Here is a 16,372-nt window from a genome sequence, read left to right on the forward strand (position 1 = left end):
ACAAAGCGCCGCTATGTCAGATTTCACCTCATGTCTATTCAAATACATCAAGCCCTTTGCGTTAGTTACGACTGCCATGATGGCTCTCGCATGTGGTGCAGCCTCAACCCCTGACGCGCCTTTGAATTCGGCAAAACCTGACACAGTTGCGTCAGCACAAAACCTTCCCCCCATTCGCGAACATCTCGCGTGTCTTCCGCAGGAAGCTGCGATCATCGCCGCCCATCGCGGCACAAGTAAAGACTGGGATGAACCAGAGAATTCAATCTCTGCGCTGAAAAAACTTATTGCGGGCGGTTACCTTATGGCAGAGATTGATATTGCAGGTCTGCGCGACGATACACTGATCACATTTCATGATGGTGTGTGGGACGAGATGACCACAGGGAAAGGGCCCGTTGCCTCGACGACAAAAGCAGGACTAGAGAGTATATTATTAGAGAGCCGCAAGGGTGTTTTGTCCGCTGAACGGCCTTCATTATTTGCCGACATGCTCGCAACAGCTAAGGGCAATTTATACCTTGAGATTGATTTTAAATCTTCTGCTAGAGAGTCTCAAGTTATTGATTTAATTAATGAATATGGCATGGGAGATCAAGTTATCTTGATCAGTTATGAACCCTCTCAAGCCAAACGACTGGCGAAATTAGCGCCGAATATGCTACTATCAATCGGTCCCGATACCCCCATGCGCGGGCAAGCTATTTGGATGGGCGGACGACTGGCGACGGCTGACATGTCGAAGCTTGACACTACGTCATTCATGCTCGGGCGCGTCGGGAAGAAAAGCGAGGTTCGAGGTTTGCGGACATATCAAGATCGCGCTCACGTTCTGGTCTCAGATTACGCTAATCAATATCGCCCAATTACAGGATTGAGCCAGGATAGCGAAATTAAATATCGCGCTTGTTTGAGCGAACTATGATTGGGAATTAACAGGTCTGAAAATTCAGCCTGTTTTAGCCTCTTTGACGCGCTTGTTTTCGCCAAACCTTCTGCCAGACAGCTTTCTCGCCAAGCGTCTCGATAAATGCAGCATGGGCTTCTACGTCTGAATCTGTGAGGCGTTTTGGGAGCGCCTTGGGTCGCGCCTTTGCTGGATTAATTTTTGTCCGCGCTGGGGTCTCGGAAATGTCCCGCCGCGAGATCTAAGCCCAAATTACGCTCGCGCCCTCCGCACAGTTCAAGATAGACCATCGCCAGCAATTCTGAGTCAATGATGGCCCCATGTTTGTCGCGGGCAGATAGAGAAATATCAAACCGCTTACACAGCGCATCGAGAGAGGCAGGAGAGCCAGGAAATTTTGCATGCGCCATGGCGAGCGTATCTTTAAATCGACTAGGCGGTAATATCGGCGCACCCGCTCGGGCCAATTCGGCGTTGATAAACCCCATATCAAACCGCGCATTGTGGGCGATCAATGGGGCATCGCCGATGAACGCCATAAAGTCATCTATGACATCTTTGAAAAGCGCCCCATTTTCGCGCAGAAAAGCTTCGGACAGTCCGTGAACTTTGTAGGCCCCCTCTGGCATATCGCGCTCTGGATTAACGAAGCAGTGAAATTGACGGCCTGTCGGCAGAAGGTCGACCAACTCAACGCAGCCGATCTCTACCAGTCGATCAGGGTTTTCAGGATCGTTCGCCTTAAAGCCTGTCGTTTCCGTATCAAAGACTACTTCGCGCATCGTCTCGTGATCCCCTTGCACTATTTAACTTAGCGTGTGCCTATGTCGCGATCTTCATCCCTAAAATATCGCTGAGCACTGTTTGCACCTGTTCGCGCGCAAAGGCCAGACCTTCGCCTGTGGATATGACGTAATCCGCCCTCTTTCGTTTTTCAGAATCCGGCATTTGTCTCGCTAGTAGCTGTGAGAACAACTCAGCCGTCATGCCAGGGCGAGCCATAACGCGCTCCCGCTGCACTTTCGCAGGGGCGCTGACAACCACAGTGGCGTCAACGAATTTGTCGCCGCCCGTTTCAAACAATAGAGGCACATCAAAGAAAACGGCTTTGGCCTTATTATTCCTGGCTTGTTGCAGAAATTCAGACCGCATTTCGCCAACCCAAGGGTGGATGAAACTTTCCAAGACTCTCAAGCTTAACGGATCGGCCCGCATGTGCTGGCCCAAAACTGCGCGGTCTACGGCGTCATTTTTTATCGCGTCAGGGAAGACAGCGCGGATCAAAGGGACGGCCTTACCACCCTTGGCATAAAGTTTATGAACTGCGGCGTCTGCGTCAAAAACAGGGCACCCTAAATCTGCAAACATGTTGGCCGTTGTCGATTTTCCCATGCCGATCGACCCTGTCAGCCCAATAATCTTCATCACCGCTGTCCAGATTTCAAGGCAGACAGCAAAACCTCCGTTGGGTCTGATCCTGCCTTTGGGTTAGTCCCGTAAAACAATCGAAATGACGGTTTTGCCTGCGCAATCAGCATATCTAAACCGCCCAAATACGCCAACTTCTGACGCTTGGCGGCCTTCAAGAGTGGCGTCATACGCGGCGTATAAATTAGGTCATAAATAAAGGCCGTGTCGGGCGCGTTTGTGAGATCAAAATCAAGCGGGGGTTTGCCCGCCATACCGCCCGCGCTCGAATTCACAACAATGTCTGCGCTGCGCAAACTCTCGTGACGCTCCGCCCAGGGAACAGCGTAAAGGCTCGGCAGGTCAGCCATAGCCACGAGGTCAGCCGCTTTTGCATCATTGCGATTTGTCACCCGAATTTCAGGCACACCCAGCGACAATAGCGCGCCAATCACAGCCTTTGCCGCACCGCCAGCACCAATGATTAACACTGTCGATTTAGCTAAATCTGTTGCTTTAACGTGTTGCAAAAGCGGGGACCGCGAAACCCTCCATATCTGTATTATGCGCAATTAGCCGTCCGTCTCGTTTATAGAGGCAATTTGCAACGCCGAGTTTTTGCGCATCTTCTGTCACCTCATCCGCGGATTGAAACGCTATTTCTTTCAGGGGCATTGTCACATTCACGCCAGCGATTGACGTTTTCAGCAATGACCGAAAAGCCCGCTCTGCTTCATCCTCACGAACCGCAAAAGGGATATAAGCTCCCGCAATCCCGCTCTCACGCAGCCAGTAATTATGCAGAACAGGGCTCAGCGATTGATGGATGGGCCATCCACATACGCCTGCTAATTTTGTAATCTGACTCATGCGACGATCGCCCCTCTCACGCGCAGATAATCTAAAATCGGCAGGAGTGACAGTCCTAGAATAGAGAAAAAGTTGCCTTCAACGGCCGAAAATAGTTGCGCGCCCGGGCCTTCAAATCGATAAGCGCCAACCGATTTCATCAGACTGTCTCCCTCGCGGGCTATGTAAGTGTCTAGAAATGTATCTGAGAAATCCCGCACGCTTAGCTTTGAAACTGCAATATGCCGCCAAACGGCTTGACCATTTTCACAAATTACTGTGGCGCCAATCAGCTCGTGCGTTTTGCCACGCATCGCGATGAGGCGCTCTCGCGCCGCCTCAACCGAGGCGGGCTTGTCAAATAGCTGACCATCCATGACCATGATTTGATCAGATCCAATGACGAGCCCCTCTTGCTGTTGGGACACGCGGCGGGCCTTGGCCTCAGCAAGGGCATCTGCAATATCTCGCATCCGCGCACCGTCAGCTAGCATCGCGTCTTTTATGGCTGCTTCATCCACTGGCTTCACAACAACGTCAAAATCAAGACCTGCACCTTCCATGATCTCGCGACGAATAGCGGAACCAGAGGCAAGAATAATTGGCATAGTCATAGATCTTGTTCTTTCGGTCGGTTGGTTTGATAGAGATTAATGATCTGCGCCGATGTTTCTTCAATAGACCGACGCGTGACATCAACGACTTTATAACCCCGCTTAATAAAAAGGCGTTTGGCTTGACGCATTTCATCTCTCACACGATCTTGGTCAATATAGTCTGTCTGGGCATCTTGACGTAGACCCATAAGGCGCTGCTCTCGAATTTGGACAATCCTGTCAGGGGAGGCCACAAGCCCGACAACCAGTGGTTTTTTCAGCTCATCCAAGATGGCTGGTAAGGGTGCGCCAGGCACAAGCGGGATATTTCCTGTCTTATACCCCCGATTGGCAAGATAGATTGACGTTGGTGTTTTCGATGTCCGACTCACCCCCAACAGCAATATATCGGCATCTACGAGGCCTGCCACATTCTGACCGTCATCGTGAGCCATCGCAAAATCAAGCGCGGCAATCCGCTGATAATATTCCGCGTCCAAGTTACGCTGCGCGCCAACTTCAGAGATCATAGCGGAGCCGAGATAACGGCCTAATACAGAAAGAGTAGGATCAAGAATTGAGATTGCGGGAATATTCCGCCTCACGCAAAACTCCTCCAATCGTCGTCGCCGTTCACCATTTACTAGCGTGTAAAGAACAATACCAGGTTTTGCTCCGATCCGTTCAAGGGTCTTCTCCATCTGCTCCTCAGACCTAACAAGTGCGTGGAGGTGCTCAAGCGCCGTCGCATTTCTAAATTGTGCGGTAGACGCCTTCATCATCGCCACAAGCGTTTCACCCGTGGAATCACTTACAAGGTGTACGTGGAAATAGATGGCAATATTGGAGTTTCGGTCTGACATATATTCCGCTTTTACGCGCAGCTTTCCCCATCTGTCCACAAATTGCTGAATAGCTCGATTGGAAAGTCGAATGGCGGGGGTAAGCTGTTAACGAAGTGTTAACTTATGCAGGTCAGGACACAATTTCTTAACAAAAGCTTAATCCTGTGAATGGTTTTTATCCCACTTTTAGCTCATAATTTTAGGCACAACGAATTTGCGCCTGTGATCAGTTTTTATTTGGTTATCCCCACCCTATGAGTAAGTTTATTCAATTCGCTTGATCCACAGAGAGGCCTCAAAATTAGTCGTTTTATCCAAAATCTATCAAATGTTTGGCGAGCTATACACATTTGCCACACCTCTATTTCTATCACTCCTTTTATTTAATATATAAGGGAAGGGGGTTCACGCTGCATAACTCTGTCTATAAACGAGGCTTTAAGCGCTCCGCAACCCTATGTAAGTTTTCATTTATGACCCAACCCCTCTTAGACGTCTTATCAGGTCACACCGCTGACCATCCTCCGATTTGGTTTATGCGCCAAGCGGGTCGGCATCTTCCTGAATATCTAGAAGTTAGAGCGTCTGCCAAAGACTTCATCGATTTTTGTTTTTCGCCAGACAAAGCGGCTGAGGTAACACTACAGCCAATCCGTCGTTACGATATGGATGCAGCGATTTTATTTGCAGATATTTTGCTTGTTCCGATTGGCCTAGGACGTGAGGTTAAATTTGAAAAAGGGGTGGGGCCAATCCTAGAACCCCTCACGGCGAAAGACATCTCGGGTTTAACAGTAGAAGGGGCCTCTGACCGGATCAGTTCTGTTTACGAAACTGTCGCTAAAGTTCGGGCTGGCTTGGATAACAAAAAGACGCTGATAGGATTTTGTGGCGGCCCGTGGACTGTCGCGACCTATATGATCGAAGGCCGCGGTAGCCCGACCAAAGAAGTCGCTAAACGCTTCGCCTACGAAAACCCGCAAGCTATGTCTGATTTACTCGAAGCTTTGGTGCATAGCAGTGCGGAATACTTAATCGGCCAGGCGAAAGCGGGGGCCGATGTCCTTAAGATATTTGAGAGCTGGGCCGAAGGTCTATCACCGCAATTATTTGAACGGCTTGTGATTAAACCGACACAAGATATAGTTTCTCGTGTGCGGGCGGCTGGCGTAACTAAACCCATTATCGGGTTTCCACGCGGCGCAGGGTTAAATGCGATCCGATATGCACATGAAACCGATATTACAGCAATCGCGGCCGGCACACAAATGCCGATGGACGATTTCCGCGCGACTTTACCCGAGGGCATGCCGGTGCAGGGGAATCTTGACCCGCTAGCTTTGCGCATTGGAGGCTCAGCTCTTTACCGTGCTGTCGAGCGCGTTTTACAAGACGCGCAAGGCGGGCCACATATTTTCAATTTAGGACATGGCGTCACACCAGATGTGAAAATTGAAAATGTCCAAGCTGTCGTCGATCACGTTCGCGGGAAAGAGCCCAATTATGTCTAACGCCTATCTTTGGATTAAAGCTTTTCACCTGGCTGCCGTTATTTTTTGGATGGCGGGTTTGCTCTATTTGCCGCGCCTATTTGTTTATCATTCCGTTGCAGAAAAAGGTGGTGAGCTAGAGGCCAAAATGGAAGAAGCCGAGGCCAAGCTCCTGCGTATTATTATGAACCCTGCCATGATTGTGGCCTTTGTGCTAGGGCTCGTTTTGATAGGCTATAATATCGAGACGCTAACGAGTTCAGGCTGGCTGCATGTCAAACTCTTGCTCGTTTTTAGTTTGATTGCGTATCACATGTGGCTAGCAGTCACGCGCAAAGCGTTTTTGAATGGTGGGCGGCCAAAGTCTGAAAAATTCTTCCGCCGCATTAATGAATTGCCAGCGATCTTTACGCTGATCATTGTTATTATGGCGATTGTGAAACCGTTCTAGCTAGCACAACTGACCCTCAAATTTGACCCCTATTTCAGGGCTTGACGCTCTTATCTGGCATAGTGTATTTAAATATCACGCAACTGTTCTGGTTGTGATGCACCCTATAATTGCTCTTCGGACTTACCCAAGACAGCGTGCCTATTCCCCCAAATCAAAAGACAGATTATGACCAACCTATTAGACCAAGACATTGAGGGGATGACCGCCATCAGCCTTGATGACCTCAAACTCCTCAAACCTGCAGAACTTATTAAATTCGCTGAAAATGTTGGCGTCGAAAATGCTGGTTCGATGCGAAAGCAAGATATCTTTTTCTCCATTCTCAAAGATATGGCAGAGGGAGATGTTCAGATTAACGGCTCTGGTGTTTTGGAAGTCCTGCAAGACGGCTTCGGCTTTCTGCGCGCGCCAGACGCTAACTACCTGCCAGGCCCGGACGATATTTATGTCAGCCCGCAACAAATCCGCCGTTTCGGCTTACGGACTGGCGATACGATCTCTGGCGAGATTCGCAGCCCCAAAGATAATGAGCGCTATTTCGCCATGAGCAAAGTCGTGTCGCTTAACTTCGGCACGCCAGAGCAAGCTCGCAATAAAGCGCACTTCGATAATTTAACACCGCTATACCCAGACGAACGCTTTATCATGGAAATTCCTGATCCAACCCTGAAAGATAACTCAGGCCGCGTGATCGACATTGTTGCGCCGATCGGTAAGGGACAGCGTGCTTTGATTGTGGCGCCGCCGCGGACAGGTAAAACAGTCCTACTCCAGAACATTGCCCACTCTATCGAACGTAATCACCCCGAATGTTATGTTCTGGTCTTGCTCATTGATGAACGGCCCGAAGAGGTGACGGATATGCAGCGCTCTGTGAAAGGCGAAGTCGTTTCCTCGACGTTTGATGAACCTGCCACCCGCCACGTGCAGGTCGCGGAAATGGTGATCCAAAAAGCGAAGCGCCTGACCGAACACGGTAAGGATGTTGTGATTTTGCTCGACTCGATCACACGATTAGGCCGGGCATACAACACGGTTGTGCCAAGCTCTGGTAAAGTCCTGACGGGCGGCGTGGATGCCAATGCTCTGCAACGTCCAAAGCGTTTCTTTGGTGCCGCGCGAAATATCGAAGAAGGCGGATCGCTGACAATCATCGCAACGGCTTTGATCGACACAGGCTCCCGGATGGACGAAGTGATCTTTGAAGAATTTAAAGGCACGGGCAACTCGGAAATCGTGCTAGATCGCAAGGTTGCAGACAAGCGCATTTTCCCAGCGATTGACGTTACAAAGTCAGGCACGCGAAAAGAGGAGCTGCTGATTCCAGCGGATGAATTGACCAAGACCTATATTCTGCGCCGCATCCTTAATCCAATGGGAACTATGGATGCGATTGAATGGCTGTTGTCTAAGCTGAAGGATTCAAAGAACAATTCAGATTTCTTTGACAGCATGAATACTTAGGTTTCTAACCTAAGCTTTAGGATAAAGAAAAAGCCCTCCAATAGAGGGCTTTTTTATAATCTAATTTGTGGGGGCGTCGGCAGCGCGGCGCATGAGTTCTTCGCGGAACATCGCGGCGAAATCGGGCGGCTCCAACATGATCGGCGGATATCCACCATTCTGCGTCATCTCTGCCATCATCTGCCGCGCGAAGGGGAAGAGAAGGCGCGGACACTCGATCATGATCATGGGTTGAATTTCCTCAACACCTACGCCTTGGAAGGCGAAGAGCCCCGCGTATTCAAGCTCAGCTAAAAACGCGACTTGTTCTGCACCTTTACCGTCTTTGCGGCGAGCATCAGCGCGTAGCATCAGCGTCACCTCAACCGTATCATCATCCATGAACTGACGGCCAATTTCGATACCAATATTAATGGCAGGCGCTTCGAGGCCAGAGCGAAGGCTTTCTGGCGCATTGGGGTTCTCAAAGCTGCAATCCTTGGTGTATTGGGCCAATACCCGTAACATCGGCCCCTGAGGGGCTTCTGGGGCTGGCGTGGCTTCTTCTGGCACAGCCTCTTTTTTAGGTTTCTTCGCCATAATTGGGTCCTTCTGTTTGGCCGCACACAGGGTACGGCAAAAATCATCATTCGGCTAACATAGGGATGTGTGTGTCGCAATTGCTTATTGCGCCGCCCATACCTATCTCTTACTCAATCGTATATAGGTAGAAATTTGCGCAATTCCATGCCGCGCCTAGAAAAAAGAGAAAAATTGAATGTTTCAAGTCATCCTTTATGCCGCCATAGCCACGATTGTCTGTGTCGTTTTCTATTCTGTCTTAGGTAAAAATGTCGGGCAGGGCGAAGACGCCGCGTTGGACCCCTCTAAATTTTTAGGTGACGGCAACCCGAAAGCAGGGTCAGAGCCGATAAATGCGCTCACCGCGAGCGAAGAGAAAACAGGCTTAGGCGCGATTGCACAGCTCGACAAAGATTTCTCTCCCGCCAATTTTATGAACGGCGCGAAGGCGGCCTATTCTATGGTGCTAGAAGCTTACGCAAATGGCGATCGCGAGCAGCTGAGCGAACTTTTGACGGATGACGTTTACGCGATTTATGACGCCGCTATTTCAGCGCGCGAAGAGAAAAACCAGCGCCAAGTCACTGATCTTGGGCGACTTCGTAAATGCTCAATTCAATCGGCGGAAGTCGACGGTAAAACAGGTATTATCCAAGTGCTGTATGAAGCTGAATTGACCTCTGCTTTATTGGATGAAGAAGGAAATGTTTTGCAGGGCGATCCTGATGTTCTGTCTTCAATTTCTGAGGTATGGGAATATCAACGGAACATGAAGTCAAGTGATCCTGCATGGAAGCTCTCCGCTGTTGCGCCGAGCGAAGGCGACGCTCTTGAGGCAGATCCGACACCCGACACGAAAGCTTAATCATGTGGCGCGGTGCAGTGTTAGCCATTGTGTGCGGCGTGCTAAGCGCGTGTGCGACAGTGCCGCTGCCAGAGGGCGAGGAAACAATAACGAACTATCCTGCACCTGATGTTGAAAACCCAGGTGTAATAGTCTTGGCGGAACCTATTGAGACCCCGCCGCCGCCGCCCATTATTCCTGCGCCGCCCCCACCCCCAAAGACGCGCCGCCCGAACCGATTTACGAAACGCCCAATGAATTTGCACAACTCTCAGGCTGGGCAGGATCAGATCATCGCCCTGCGCTGCATGCCTTTGCCAAGGGGTGCGAAGCGTGGATGAAGGCCGACCCGTTGGCCTATCTCAATCCCAAGCAGCCTGAATATGGCCGCTACCAAGACTGGACCTCGGCCTGTCTAAAGGCGCAAGCGTTGGATGCAAATGGCGCTGGCGCTTGGGAGGTTCGGCAGTTCTTCGAAACCGAGTTTCTACCCGTCACGCTCTCTGTGCAAGACGGGAAACCGGGTTTGTTGACGGGTTATTACGAGCCTGAAATCGATGTGCGCGTGACGCCTGACGCGATTTACTCCGAGCCGATCTTAGCTAAACCAGCCAGCAAGGCTGTGCAAAACTTGGCCCGCTCTAAACTATCAGCCAGATCATCCCGCGTCATAGCTTACGGCCGCCCGATCGATGTCTTTTTCATGCAAGTACAAGGATCAGGGCGCATTAAATTTGGCAATGGCCAGTCCGTGCGCGCGGCCTATGCAGGCCATAATAGCAAGCGCTACAAATCCATCGGAAAGGTTTTAGTCCAGCGCGGTGAGATGACCCTTGAGCAAGCCTCAAAACAATCCATCGAAGACTGGATGGCACGCAAAGGCCCGTCTGCTACGCGCGAATTAATGAACCAAAACCCCCGTTATATTTTCTTCACGGAACAAGCGATTTTGCCGGGCGAAGGTCCACGTGGTGCGATGCGTGTGCCGCTGACCACTATGGGTTCAATCGCTGTCGACAATCGCTATCACCCCTACGGTACGTTAGTCTGGCTAGAAACGACGTTGCCGCAATATCCTGGCGATTATAAAGGCGAACCCGCCAGCCTTTTGGTGGCGGCACAAGACACGGGCAATGCCATTCGCGGCCCGCTGCGCGGGGATCTGTTCTTTGGCTCTGGCGCAGTTGCTGGTGATAAGGCGGGTGTGATGAAACATCCCGTGACATGGACGCTGCTGCTTCCCAAAGCGATTGCACCAAGACCTTTTGGGGTAAGTTAATGGCGCGGCGGCTTGGCCCAGATGAAAAACAGGTTTGGCAAAAAGTCGCCAAAACGGTAGCCCCACGCCGCAAACCCCACGGGAAAGGCGCTGCGAAACCGCTGCCATCTCGTGAAGATTTCGCCAATATGCTTCGCCTTCCGCCCCCTGCCGCGCCCGCGCCTCGGACCCTGCCGCAAACGCTGGATGTTCAGCAGGATAAAAAGACCCGTCGTGGGCTCGTTCATATTGACCGTAAGATCGACCTCCACGATATGACGCAAGCGCAGGCAAAACCCGCCCTCCATAGCGCCATTATTCGTGCCTCTAATCGGCAGCAAAGATGTGTCTTAGTGGTGACGGGAAAGGGGTTGCGCCTCAATGGTGTTCTGCGCCGCAACTTTATTGATTGGATATCTGATCCTGACATTCGCCCCTTAATTGCCAGTTACGCGCAGGCACATATTCGCCATGGCGGCACGGGCGCGTGGTATGTGTTTTTGAAAAGCTAGCGCAAGACAGGCGGATAAAAAACCACTTGAACGCGAAAGAAAAAATTGCATATCTGGAAGCCTAAAAAATAAAGGGCGCACCTATGAAATATGTTATTCACTCCACACTGACGCTTGCAATGACAGCGGCGACCATCAGCCTTCCCATGACCGCATCTGCCAAGCCGTCTGTCAATGATATGTCGGGCTGTGTCGCGACGCTAGATTATGTCACGGCGAAGCTACAATCTTTGCCAAAGTCCAAATATGACAAAGCCGACCGCGCGGCTTTACTGGACGCGCTAACGCAATACCGCGCTTTCATTCAAGACGAACACATTACGCCAGGTCTGCTGGAGTTTAATGGCGGCGACCAAGCCAAGGCAGATGCGATGCAGCAGCAAGTCACAGATTATCAAAATCAAGTCGTCGCGAGCCATGATGCCAAGTTTAAGGGCGAACGGCTTTATACAGATCACGCTGTGATGATTGATGGTTGCTACACCAAAGCACCTATGGCCGCTTCGCAAACTCCGATGATGAGCGCCGCTTTACAATCCATGGTAAAAATGGCGCAGCAGAAATAAGCCGTCTCAGCTAAAGAATAAACTTTGAGAGGTCTTGGTCGGCGGCCAGCTTGCCAACATGTTCCTGCACATAGGCGGCATCAACTGTTAGCGTATCGCCGCCTTTGTCGGTGGCCTTAAAACTAATATCATCCAGCACACGCTCCATGATTGTTTGGAGTCGGCGCGCGCCGATGTTCTCGACAGAGGCGTTCACTTGCGCCGCAACCCTCGCAATCTCTGCAATGCCGTCATCCGTGAAATCTAGCGTGACCTCTTCCGTCGCGAGTAACGCCGTATATTGACGGATCAGGCTGGCCTCTGGCTCTGTCAGGATGCGAACAAAATCGTCTTCCGTCAGAGCGCGTAATTCGACGCGGATTGGCAGTCGTCCTTGTAGTTCAGGCAAAAGGTCAGACGGTTTAGCCACATGAAATGCGCCGCTCGCAATGAACAAAATATGATCTGTTTTCACGGGCCCGTATTTCGTCGCAACGGTCGTGCCCTCAATCAACGGCAGGAGATCTCGCTGAACCCCTTCGCGGGACACATCGCCGCCGCGTGCATCAGACCGCGTTGTGATTTTATCAATTTCGTCTAAAAAGACGATACCGTCTTGCTCGGCCAAATGCACAGCTTCGCGTTTGATCGCATCATCGTCTAACAGCTTATCAGATTCTTCTGAGAGCAACGGCCCATGCGCATCACCGATTCGCAGCTTCACGGTCTTCGTGCGACCTGCTTTGCCAAACATCGCCGACAGGTCGAGCATGCCCATGCCGCTACCTGGCTGGCCCGGGATTTCTACGCCTTGAAACGGCGATGTCGTGTCCGTCATTTGTAACTCGACTTCGGTATCATCTAATTCGCCGCGGATAAGTTGCTGGCGAAACTTATCGCGCGTGGCGTCTCGGCCATTTTCACCGACGAGGGCGTCCAGAATACGTTTCTCTGCCGCTGCCTCCGCCTGCACTTTCACCAGCTCGCGTTTTTGGTCTCTCAACAGGGTGATGGCGGCCTCAATTAGATCACGAATAATTTGCTCTACGTCGCGGCCCACATAGCCGACCTCAGTGAATTTCGTGGCTTCGATTTTGATAAACGGAGCTTGGGCTAGCTTGGCAAGGCGGCGCGAAATTTCTGTTTTCCCAACGCCTGTAGGGCCGATCATGAGGATATTTTTCGGCGTAATTTCATCGCGTAAATCAACTGGCACACGCCGCCTCCGCCATCTATTGCGCAGCGCAATCGCCACAGCGCGCTTGGCATCATTTTGCGCCACGATGTGACGGTCAAGCTCGGAAACTATTTCGCGGGGAGAAAAATCTGTCATGGATTATAGGTGGGTCACTTAGCCGATAAATCAAGAGCCGAAATCACGATGGCGTTTGCTCTTCAAAAGGCGGAGGAAAAATGCGCCATTTCGGTAAGACTTTGATCAACAAATTCCGCGCCTCATGCCAGCCCACGCCCAGAAAGACGACGAGGGCGCCCAGAGCCAAAAGCGCTGACAAAGCGCTTGTCGCAAAATTCATGCCTACACCATCAAATAGATACGCCAATGCAAATCCCGCATACCCCAGCGAGCTAACAATCAAAGCGCGACGATTAATGGCGAGGCCAATAAGTGTTAGGATAAATATAATGACCAACATAAATCCTGCATCGGCGCGGCTCACACTGACCATTGGGATAAACCCAAATAGGACGTCAGATTTGGTTTTGATCGACATAATGACAAGGCCATGAATAAGTAATGGCGCAGCGATGAAGTGAAGCCAAAAAGCATTGTCCGCAAACCGTGTGCGTCGGTGTAGGTCTTGCATATCATAAATCAGGGCGACCCCGAACACGACTAATCCCGATAGGAATAACACAACACCCAGGTTCCCGCGCGTCAGTTCGGGCATGGTTTCAGCAAGAATGGCGAACAATAAATAAAGCAGAGAGAGGGCGATCAACGCCACACAAAACGGCAATCTGATGCGCCAGTAAAACAACCCCATAACGCCAGCTGTGACAAGGGCCGCCAACGTCCCGCTCCCGCCAAGCCAAGCGCCGAAACCGCGCTGCGCAAAAATCAAAAATGTGAGCGCTAGAATGAGTGTTGGAAAGTGCGCTCTCTTCTTGCGCCCAAAGAAATCAGCCAGAACCGCTACGCCCGCCGCAGCCGCAAGATAAAGTGTTCCGCCGCCTATCATGGCTGTCATTCCGGACAACCCCAACACCAACAAAATTAGGCCAATTCCGATAAACACGTCGGAGAAGCTGCGGAGGAAGCGCATATTGTCTTCTTGTCCGATCACGGCATCTGTCGGCTTGCTGGGGCGTGTGGGAGCGGGGTTTTGACCTAAATCGGCGCGCATGGCTTGGGCTTGATCGGGCGAGATAATCCCTGCATCTAGTGCGGCCGCGATTTGCGTCTCGGTCATTTTGGTCATGCGTTCGCCTAATCGATTGAGCTTTTCTGACAAAAAGCTTACAGCATTTTCTATGTCATCCAAAGCCCCATTACCTGCCAATACTCCCGTCATCATCGGTGTGGGACAATATCAAACTGATGTAGCCGCTGATCTCTTGAATGCGCCCGGCCCCGTTAATATGGCGGCAGAGGCGGTTCGTGCGGCTGTGTCTGATACGGGCGTCAAAGGGGTGGACGCGGGTATTGATTGGGTGTTCGGAGTCCGATTATTTGGCGATAGCGGCCCTGTCTTCCCCTGTCCATTTGGCCGAGCAGAAAACTTTCCTGCGGCTGTCGCGACGGCTTCGGGCATTGCTGCTCGGCACTACGCTTACGACATGATCGGCGGGCAAACACCACAGACATTGATTGCGGAAGCGGCAGAATTGCTCGAGGGCGGAGAGGCAAAAGCCGTCTTGATTTGCGGCGGCGAAGCTATCGCAAACATGAAAGCCGCCATGCGGGCTGGGGCAAAGCCTGATTGGTCAATGCCCGCGACGGCTAAGCTGCAGGATCGGGGGCTGTTTGGGTTAGACCCGTCAAAGCCCCCACTTCTGGTTACGCCGCCCGCCATGAGCCACCAAGTGTTTCAACCGCTGCAATGCTACACATTGCTTGAAAACGCCCGACGCGCCCGCCTTGGTCTGTCGCGCCGTGATTACCTCTCAACTGTGGCAAGTTGGATGAGCGGCTTAGCCCAAACAGCACAGGCCAATCCTTTTGCGATGTTCAAAGATGTATTGCCCGAAGGGCTTGCTATTGCAGGGGATAACAACCCCTACCTCACCGATATTTACCCCAAAGACATTGGCCCCAAAGACAGCGTCAATCAGGGCGCAGCGGTCATCTTGACAACATATCAACAGGCACAAGCCTGGGGCGTTGACCCTGCAAAATTTATCTATCTTCACGCACATGCAGACGGCACAGAGCTGCCGATATTGGAACGCCCGCACCTAGACCGTTCGCCCGTTCTGACCGCTTGTATCGAACAAGCGCTCGCCATTGCGGGTGTGCAAGCGAAAGACGTTGCGCGACACGACCTCTATAGCTGTTTTCCGATTGTGGTATATGAAAGCGCCAAAGCCTTTGGCCTTGATATGACCCAAGACAACCTGACCCTGACAGGGGGACTCGCCTTTTTCGGCGGGCCGGGAAATAATTACTCGCTTCATGCTATTGCAGACATGGTCACGCAGCTTCGTGTATCGCCACAAAGTTACGGTGCGGTCTATGCCAATGGTGGATTTATGAGCAAGCACGCGGTTGGGATTTATTCTGCCCTGCCGCCCAAAACACCCACGCCAATTTTGCGCCACTTGGCAGAAGATGGCCCAAAGGCCCAAATATTGGGGAGTTTTTCAGGGACGGCGACGATAGAGAGCTATTGTGTGACCTATAAAAGAGGGGAGCCACACAGTGCTGTCATTATTGGTCAAGATATTGACAGTGGCGCGCGCCTCTATGCCCATCCGAGCCGGGAGGGGCAGGCAGATTTATTGACCTGGTTGGTCGACGCTGACCCAATAGGGCAGACCGTCACTGTGACAGCGGATAAATTAATTAATTACTTTACTCACTAAGTCGTCTTGAGGGATTCGAGCGTCAAGTTGCCATTGGTAAAGACACATATTCTATCCGCGATCGCCATCGCTTTACGGGCTAAGGCTTCCGCGTCTGGTTCGTATTCATCCATGGCCAGAGCGGCGGAGAGGGCGAAGTTTCCGCCAGAGCCAATCGCTGTGATCCCGCTACCGGTCTCTTGCTCATCGGGCTGCACGACATCGCCATTGCCTGTGAGGACGAATGTCTCTTTGGCATCGGCGACGATCATCATGGCTTGCAGTTGACGCAGATATTTATCTGTTCGCCAGTCTTTGGCGAGTTCAACACAGGCGCGCGCGAGTTGCGTGGGGTGCTGTTCTAATTTTGCCTCTAATCGCTCCAACAACGCAAAGGCGTCAGCTGTCGCGCCCGCGAAACCGGTCAAGACCTTACCGCCCGCCAAGGTGCGGACTTTCCGCGCACCTGACTTCATCACTGTATTGCCTGCGCTGACCTGTCCGTCGCCCACGACGATGACCTTACCGTTCTTGCGCACGGACAAAATAGTTATACCGCGCCATTGCGACGCGTCGGCATAATCGTGATTCATAGCGGTCTCCATCTTATGAAATAG

At 51.6% G+C, this 16,372-nt stretch carries 20 protein-coding genes; 10 read left to right on the top strand and 10 right to left on the bottom strand.

Annotated elements, in window-relative coordinates; genetic code table 11:
* Nucleotides 1-13 precede the first annotated feature (13 nt).
* A complete protein-coding gene (locus AB8615_RS11665; RefSeq protein WP_409432750.1) occupies nt 14-925 on the top strand; it encodes a glycerophosphodiester phosphodiesterase family protein in 912 nt (303 codons plus the stop codon).
* 176 nt (nt 926-1,101) lie between these two features.
* On the opposite strand, the gene dnaQ is transcribed toward AB8615_RS11665, so the two are convergent.
* From dnaQ to AB8615_RS11695, 6 genes are read right to left on the bottom strand one after another with little or no spacing between them, the layout of a single operon-like run.
* Nucleotides 1,102-1,689 carry a DNA polymerase III subunit epsilon gene (dnaQ, locus tag AB8615_RS11670; protein ID WP_418152418.1) on the bottom strand — a complete coding sequence of 196 codons (588 nt, stop codon included), beginning with the start codon at nt 1,687-1,689 and terminating at the stop codon, nt 1,102-1,104.
* Nucleotides 1,690-1,729: 40 nt separating this feature from the next.
* Nucleotides 1,730-2,332 carry a dephospho-CoA kinase gene (coaE, locus tag AB8615_RS11675; RefSeq protein ID WP_409434101.1) on the bottom strand — a complete coding sequence of 201 codons (603 nt, stop codon included), beginning with the start codon at nt 2,330-2,332 and terminating at the stop codon, nt 1,730-1,732.
* On the bottom strand, nt 2,332-2,844 hold the full coding sequence (locus AB8615_RS11680) for a shikimate dehydrogenase family protein (protein ID WP_418152419.1): 513 nt from the start codon (nt 2,842-2,844) through the stop codon (nt 2,332-2,334). The genes coaE and AB8615_RS11680 overlap by 1 nt, the downstream gene beginning before the upstream one ends.
* Nucleotides 2,831-3,184: a shikimate dehydrogenase family protein gene (locus AB8615_RS11685; RefSeq protein ID WP_418152420.1), complete on the bottom strand. Its 354-nt coding sequence runs from the start codon at nt 3,182-3,184 to the stop codon at nt 2,831-2,833. The genes AB8615_RS11680 and AB8615_RS11685 overlap by 14 nt, the downstream gene beginning before the upstream one ends.
* On the bottom strand, nt 3,181-3,771 hold the full coding sequence (locus tag AB8615_RS11690; protein ID WP_418152421.1) for a Maf family protein: 591 nt from the start codon (nt 3,769-3,771) through the stop codon (nt 3,181-3,183). The genes AB8615_RS11685 and AB8615_RS11690 overlap by 4 nt, the downstream gene beginning before the upstream one ends.
* Before the next feature lie 2 nt (nt 3,772-3,773).
* Entirely contained in the window at nt 3,774-4,622 is an 849-nt protein-coding gene (locus AB8615_RS11695) for a pyruvate, water dikinase regulatory protein (protein WP_409432754.1), read from the bottom strand.
* A 455-nt stretch (nt 4,623-5,077) separates the two neighbouring features.
* Between AB8615_RS11695 and hemE the strand changes: the two genes are divergently transcribed.
* The 3 genes from hemE to rho all read left to right on the top strand — a co-directional run bounded on the left by hemE (nt 5,078) and on the right by rho (nt 8,012).
* Entirely contained in the window at nt 5,078-6,115 is a 1,038-nt protein-coding gene (hemE, locus tag AB8615_RS11700) for a uroporphyrinogen decarboxylase (protein ID WP_409432755.1), read from the top strand.
* Complete coding sequence (gene hemJ, locus AB8615_RS11705) at nt 6,108-6,545, top strand: protoporphyrinogen oxidase HemJ (RefSeq protein ID WP_409432756.1); 438 nt, start codon at nt 6,108-6,110, stop codon at nt 6,543-6,545. The genes hemE and hemJ overlap by 8 nt, the downstream gene beginning before the upstream one ends.
* 168 nt (nt 6,546-6,713) lie before the next feature.
* Entirely contained in the window at nt 6,714-8,012 is a 1,299-nt protein-coding gene (rho, locus tag AB8615_RS11710; protein ID WP_409432757.1) for a transcription termination factor Rho, read from the top strand.
* Between the two features lie 60 nt (nt 8,013-8,072).
* Here rho and secB read toward each other — a convergent pair whose 3' ends face one another.
* A complete protein-coding gene (secB, locus tag AB8615_RS11715) occupies nt 8,073-8,591 on the bottom strand; it encodes a protein-export chaperone SecB (protein WP_409432758.1) in 519 nt (172 codons plus the stop codon).
* A gap of 178 nt (nt 8,592-8,769) precedes the next feature.
* Here secB and AB8615_RS11720 point away from each other — a divergent pair, with 178 nt between their 5' ends.
* The 5 genes from AB8615_RS11720 (at nt 8,770) to AB8615_RS11740 (ending at nt 11,753) form a co-directional block, all read left to right on the top strand.
* Nucleotides 8,770-9,438, top strand: a complete 669-nt coding sequence (locus AB8615_RS11720; protein WP_409432759.1) for a Tim44/TimA family putative adaptor protein — start codon at nt 8,770-8,772, stop codon at nt 9,436-9,438.
* 2 nt (nt 9,439-9,440) lie between these two features.
* The gene (locus AB8615_RS11725; protein ID WP_418152422.1) at nt 9,441-9,758 is read left to right on the top strand and encodes a hypothetical protein; all 318 of its coding nucleotides are present in this window, start codon (nt 9,441-9,443) and stop codon (nt 9,756-9,758) included.
* Entirely contained in the window at nt 9,755-10,696 is a 942-nt protein-coding gene (locus AB8615_RS11730; protein ID WP_418152423.1) for a murein transglycosylase A, read from the top strand. Before AB8615_RS11725 ends, AB8615_RS11730 begins: the two co-directional genes overlap by 4 nt.
* Nucleotides 10,696-11,187: a Smr/MutS family protein gene (locus AB8615_RS11735; protein WP_418152424.1), complete on the top strand. Its 492-nt coding sequence runs from the start codon at nt 10,696-10,698 to the stop codon at nt 11,185-11,187. Before AB8615_RS11730 ends, AB8615_RS11735 begins: the two co-directional genes overlap by 1 nt.
* Before the next feature lie 83 nt (nt 11,188-11,270).
* Nucleotides 11,271-11,753, top strand: a complete 483-nt coding sequence (locus AB8615_RS11740; protein ID WP_409432762.1) for a hypothetical protein — start codon at nt 11,271-11,273, stop codon at nt 11,751-11,753.
* A gap of 10 nt (nt 11,754-11,763) precedes the next feature.
* Here AB8615_RS11740 and hslU read toward each other — a convergent pair whose 3' ends face one another.
* Nucleotides 11,764-13,065, bottom strand: a complete 1,302-nt coding sequence (gene hslU / locus AB8615_RS11745) for an ATP-dependent protease ATPase subunit HslU (protein WP_409432763.1) — start codon at nt 13,063-13,065, stop codon at nt 11,764-11,766.
* Nucleotides 13,066-13,108: 43 nt separating this feature from the next.
* Nucleotides 13,109-14,173 carry a hypothetical protein gene (locus AB8615_RS11750; RefSeq protein ID WP_409432764.1) on the bottom strand — a complete coding sequence of 355 codons (1,065 nt, stop codon included), beginning with the start codon at nt 14,171-14,173 and terminating at the stop codon, nt 13,109-13,111.
* Between the two features lie 52 nt (nt 14,174-14,225).
* Between AB8615_RS11750 and AB8615_RS11755 the strand changes: the two genes are divergently transcribed.
* Nucleotides 14,226-15,776, top strand: a complete 1,551-nt coding sequence (locus tag AB8615_RS11755) for a hypothetical protein (protein ID WP_409432765.1) — start codon at nt 14,226-14,228, stop codon at nt 15,774-15,776.
* Here AB8615_RS11755 and hslV read toward each other — a convergent pair.
* Nucleotides 15,773-16,348: an ATP-dependent protease subunit HslV gene (hslV, locus tag AB8615_RS11760; protein WP_418152425.1), complete on the bottom strand. Its 576-nt coding sequence runs from the start codon at nt 16,346-16,348 to the stop codon at nt 15,773-15,775. The two genes, AB8615_RS11755 and hslV, sit on opposite strands and share 4 nt — an antisense overlap.
* Between the last annotated feature and the right edge of the window lie 24 nt (nt 16,349-16,372).

The sequence above is a fragment of the Litorimonas sp. RW-G-Af-16 genome (assembly GCF_048319245.1).
Lineage (GTDB): Bacteria > Pseudomonadota > Alphaproteobacteria > Caulobacterales > Maricaulaceae > Litorimonas.

Excerpts from the sequence above, each read along its gene's own strand:
- hemE (WP_409432755.1), top strand. The coding sequence starts at position 5,078 with ATGACCCAACCCCTCTTAGACGTCTTATCAGGTCACACCGCTGACCAT.
- dnaQ (WP_418152418.1), bottom strand. The coding sequence starts at position 1,689 with ATGCGCGAAGTAGTCTTTGATACGGAAACGACAGGCTTTAAGGCGAAC.
- AB8615_RS11690 (WP_418152421.1), bottom strand. The coding sequence starts at position 3,771 with ATGCCAATTATTCTTGCCTCTGGTTCCGCTATTCGTCGCGAGATCATG.
- AB8615_RS11750 (WP_409432764.1), bottom strand. The coding sequence starts at position 14,173 with ATGACCAAAATGACCGAGACGCAAATCGCGGCCGCACTAGATGCAGGG.
- AB8615_RS11665 (WP_409432750.1), top strand. The coding sequence starts at position 14 with ATGTCAGATTTCACCTCATGTCTATTCAAATACATCAAGCCCTTTGCG.
- AB8615_RS11755 (WP_409432765.1), top strand. The coding sequence starts at position 14,226 with ATGTCATCCAAAGCCCCATTACCTGCCAATACTCCCGTCATCATCGGT.
- coaE (WP_409434101.1), bottom strand. The coding sequence starts at position 2,332 with ATGAAGATTATTGGGCTGACAGGGTCGATCGGCATGGGAAAATCGACA.
- AB8615_RS11685 (WP_418152420.1), bottom strand. The coding sequence starts at position 3,184 with ATGAGTCAGATTACAAAATTAGCAGGCGTATGTGGATGGCCCATCCAT.
- AB8615_RS11735 (WP_418152424.1), top strand. The coding sequence starts at position 10,696 with ATGGCGCGGCGGCTTGGCCCAGATGAAAAACAGGTTTGGCAAAAAGTC.
- AB8615_RS11720 (WP_409432759.1), top strand. The coding sequence starts at position 8,770 with ATGTTTCAAGTCATCCTTTATGCCGCCATAGCCACGATTGTCTGTGTC.
- rho (WP_409432757.1), top strand. The coding sequence starts at position 6,714 with ATGACCAACCTATTAGACCAAGACATTGAGGGGATGACCGCCATCAGC.
- AB8615_RS11695 (WP_409432754.1), bottom strand. The coding sequence starts at position 4,622 with ATGTCAGACCGAAACTCCAATATTGCCATCTATTTCCACGTACACCTT.
- hslV (WP_418152425.1), bottom strand. The coding sequence starts at position 16,348 with ATGAATCACGATTATGCCGACGCGTCGCAATGGCGCGGTATAACTATT.
- AB8615_RS11740 (WP_409432762.1), top strand. The coding sequence starts at position 11,271 with ATGAAATATGTTATTCACTCCACACTGACGCTTGCAATGACAGCGGCG.
- AB8615_RS11730 (WP_418152423.1), top strand. The coding sequence starts at position 9,755 with ATGAAGGCCGACCCGTTGGCCTATCTCAATCCCAAGCAGCCTGAATAT.
- AB8615_RS11725 (WP_418152422.1), top strand. The coding sequence starts at position 9,441 with ATGTGGCGCGGTGCAGTGTTAGCCATTGTGTGCGGCGTGCTAAGCGCG.
- hslU (WP_409432763.1), bottom strand. The coding sequence starts at position 13,065 with ATGACAGATTTTTCTCCCCGCGAAATAGTTTCCGAGCTTGACCGTCAC.
- secB (WP_409432758.1), bottom strand. The coding sequence starts at position 8,591 with ATGGCGAAGAAACCTAAAAAAGAGGCTGTGCCAGAAGAAGCCACGCCA.
- hemJ (WP_409432756.1), top strand. The coding sequence starts at position 6,108 with ATGTCTAACGCCTATCTTTGGATTAAAGCTTTTCACCTGGCTGCCGTT.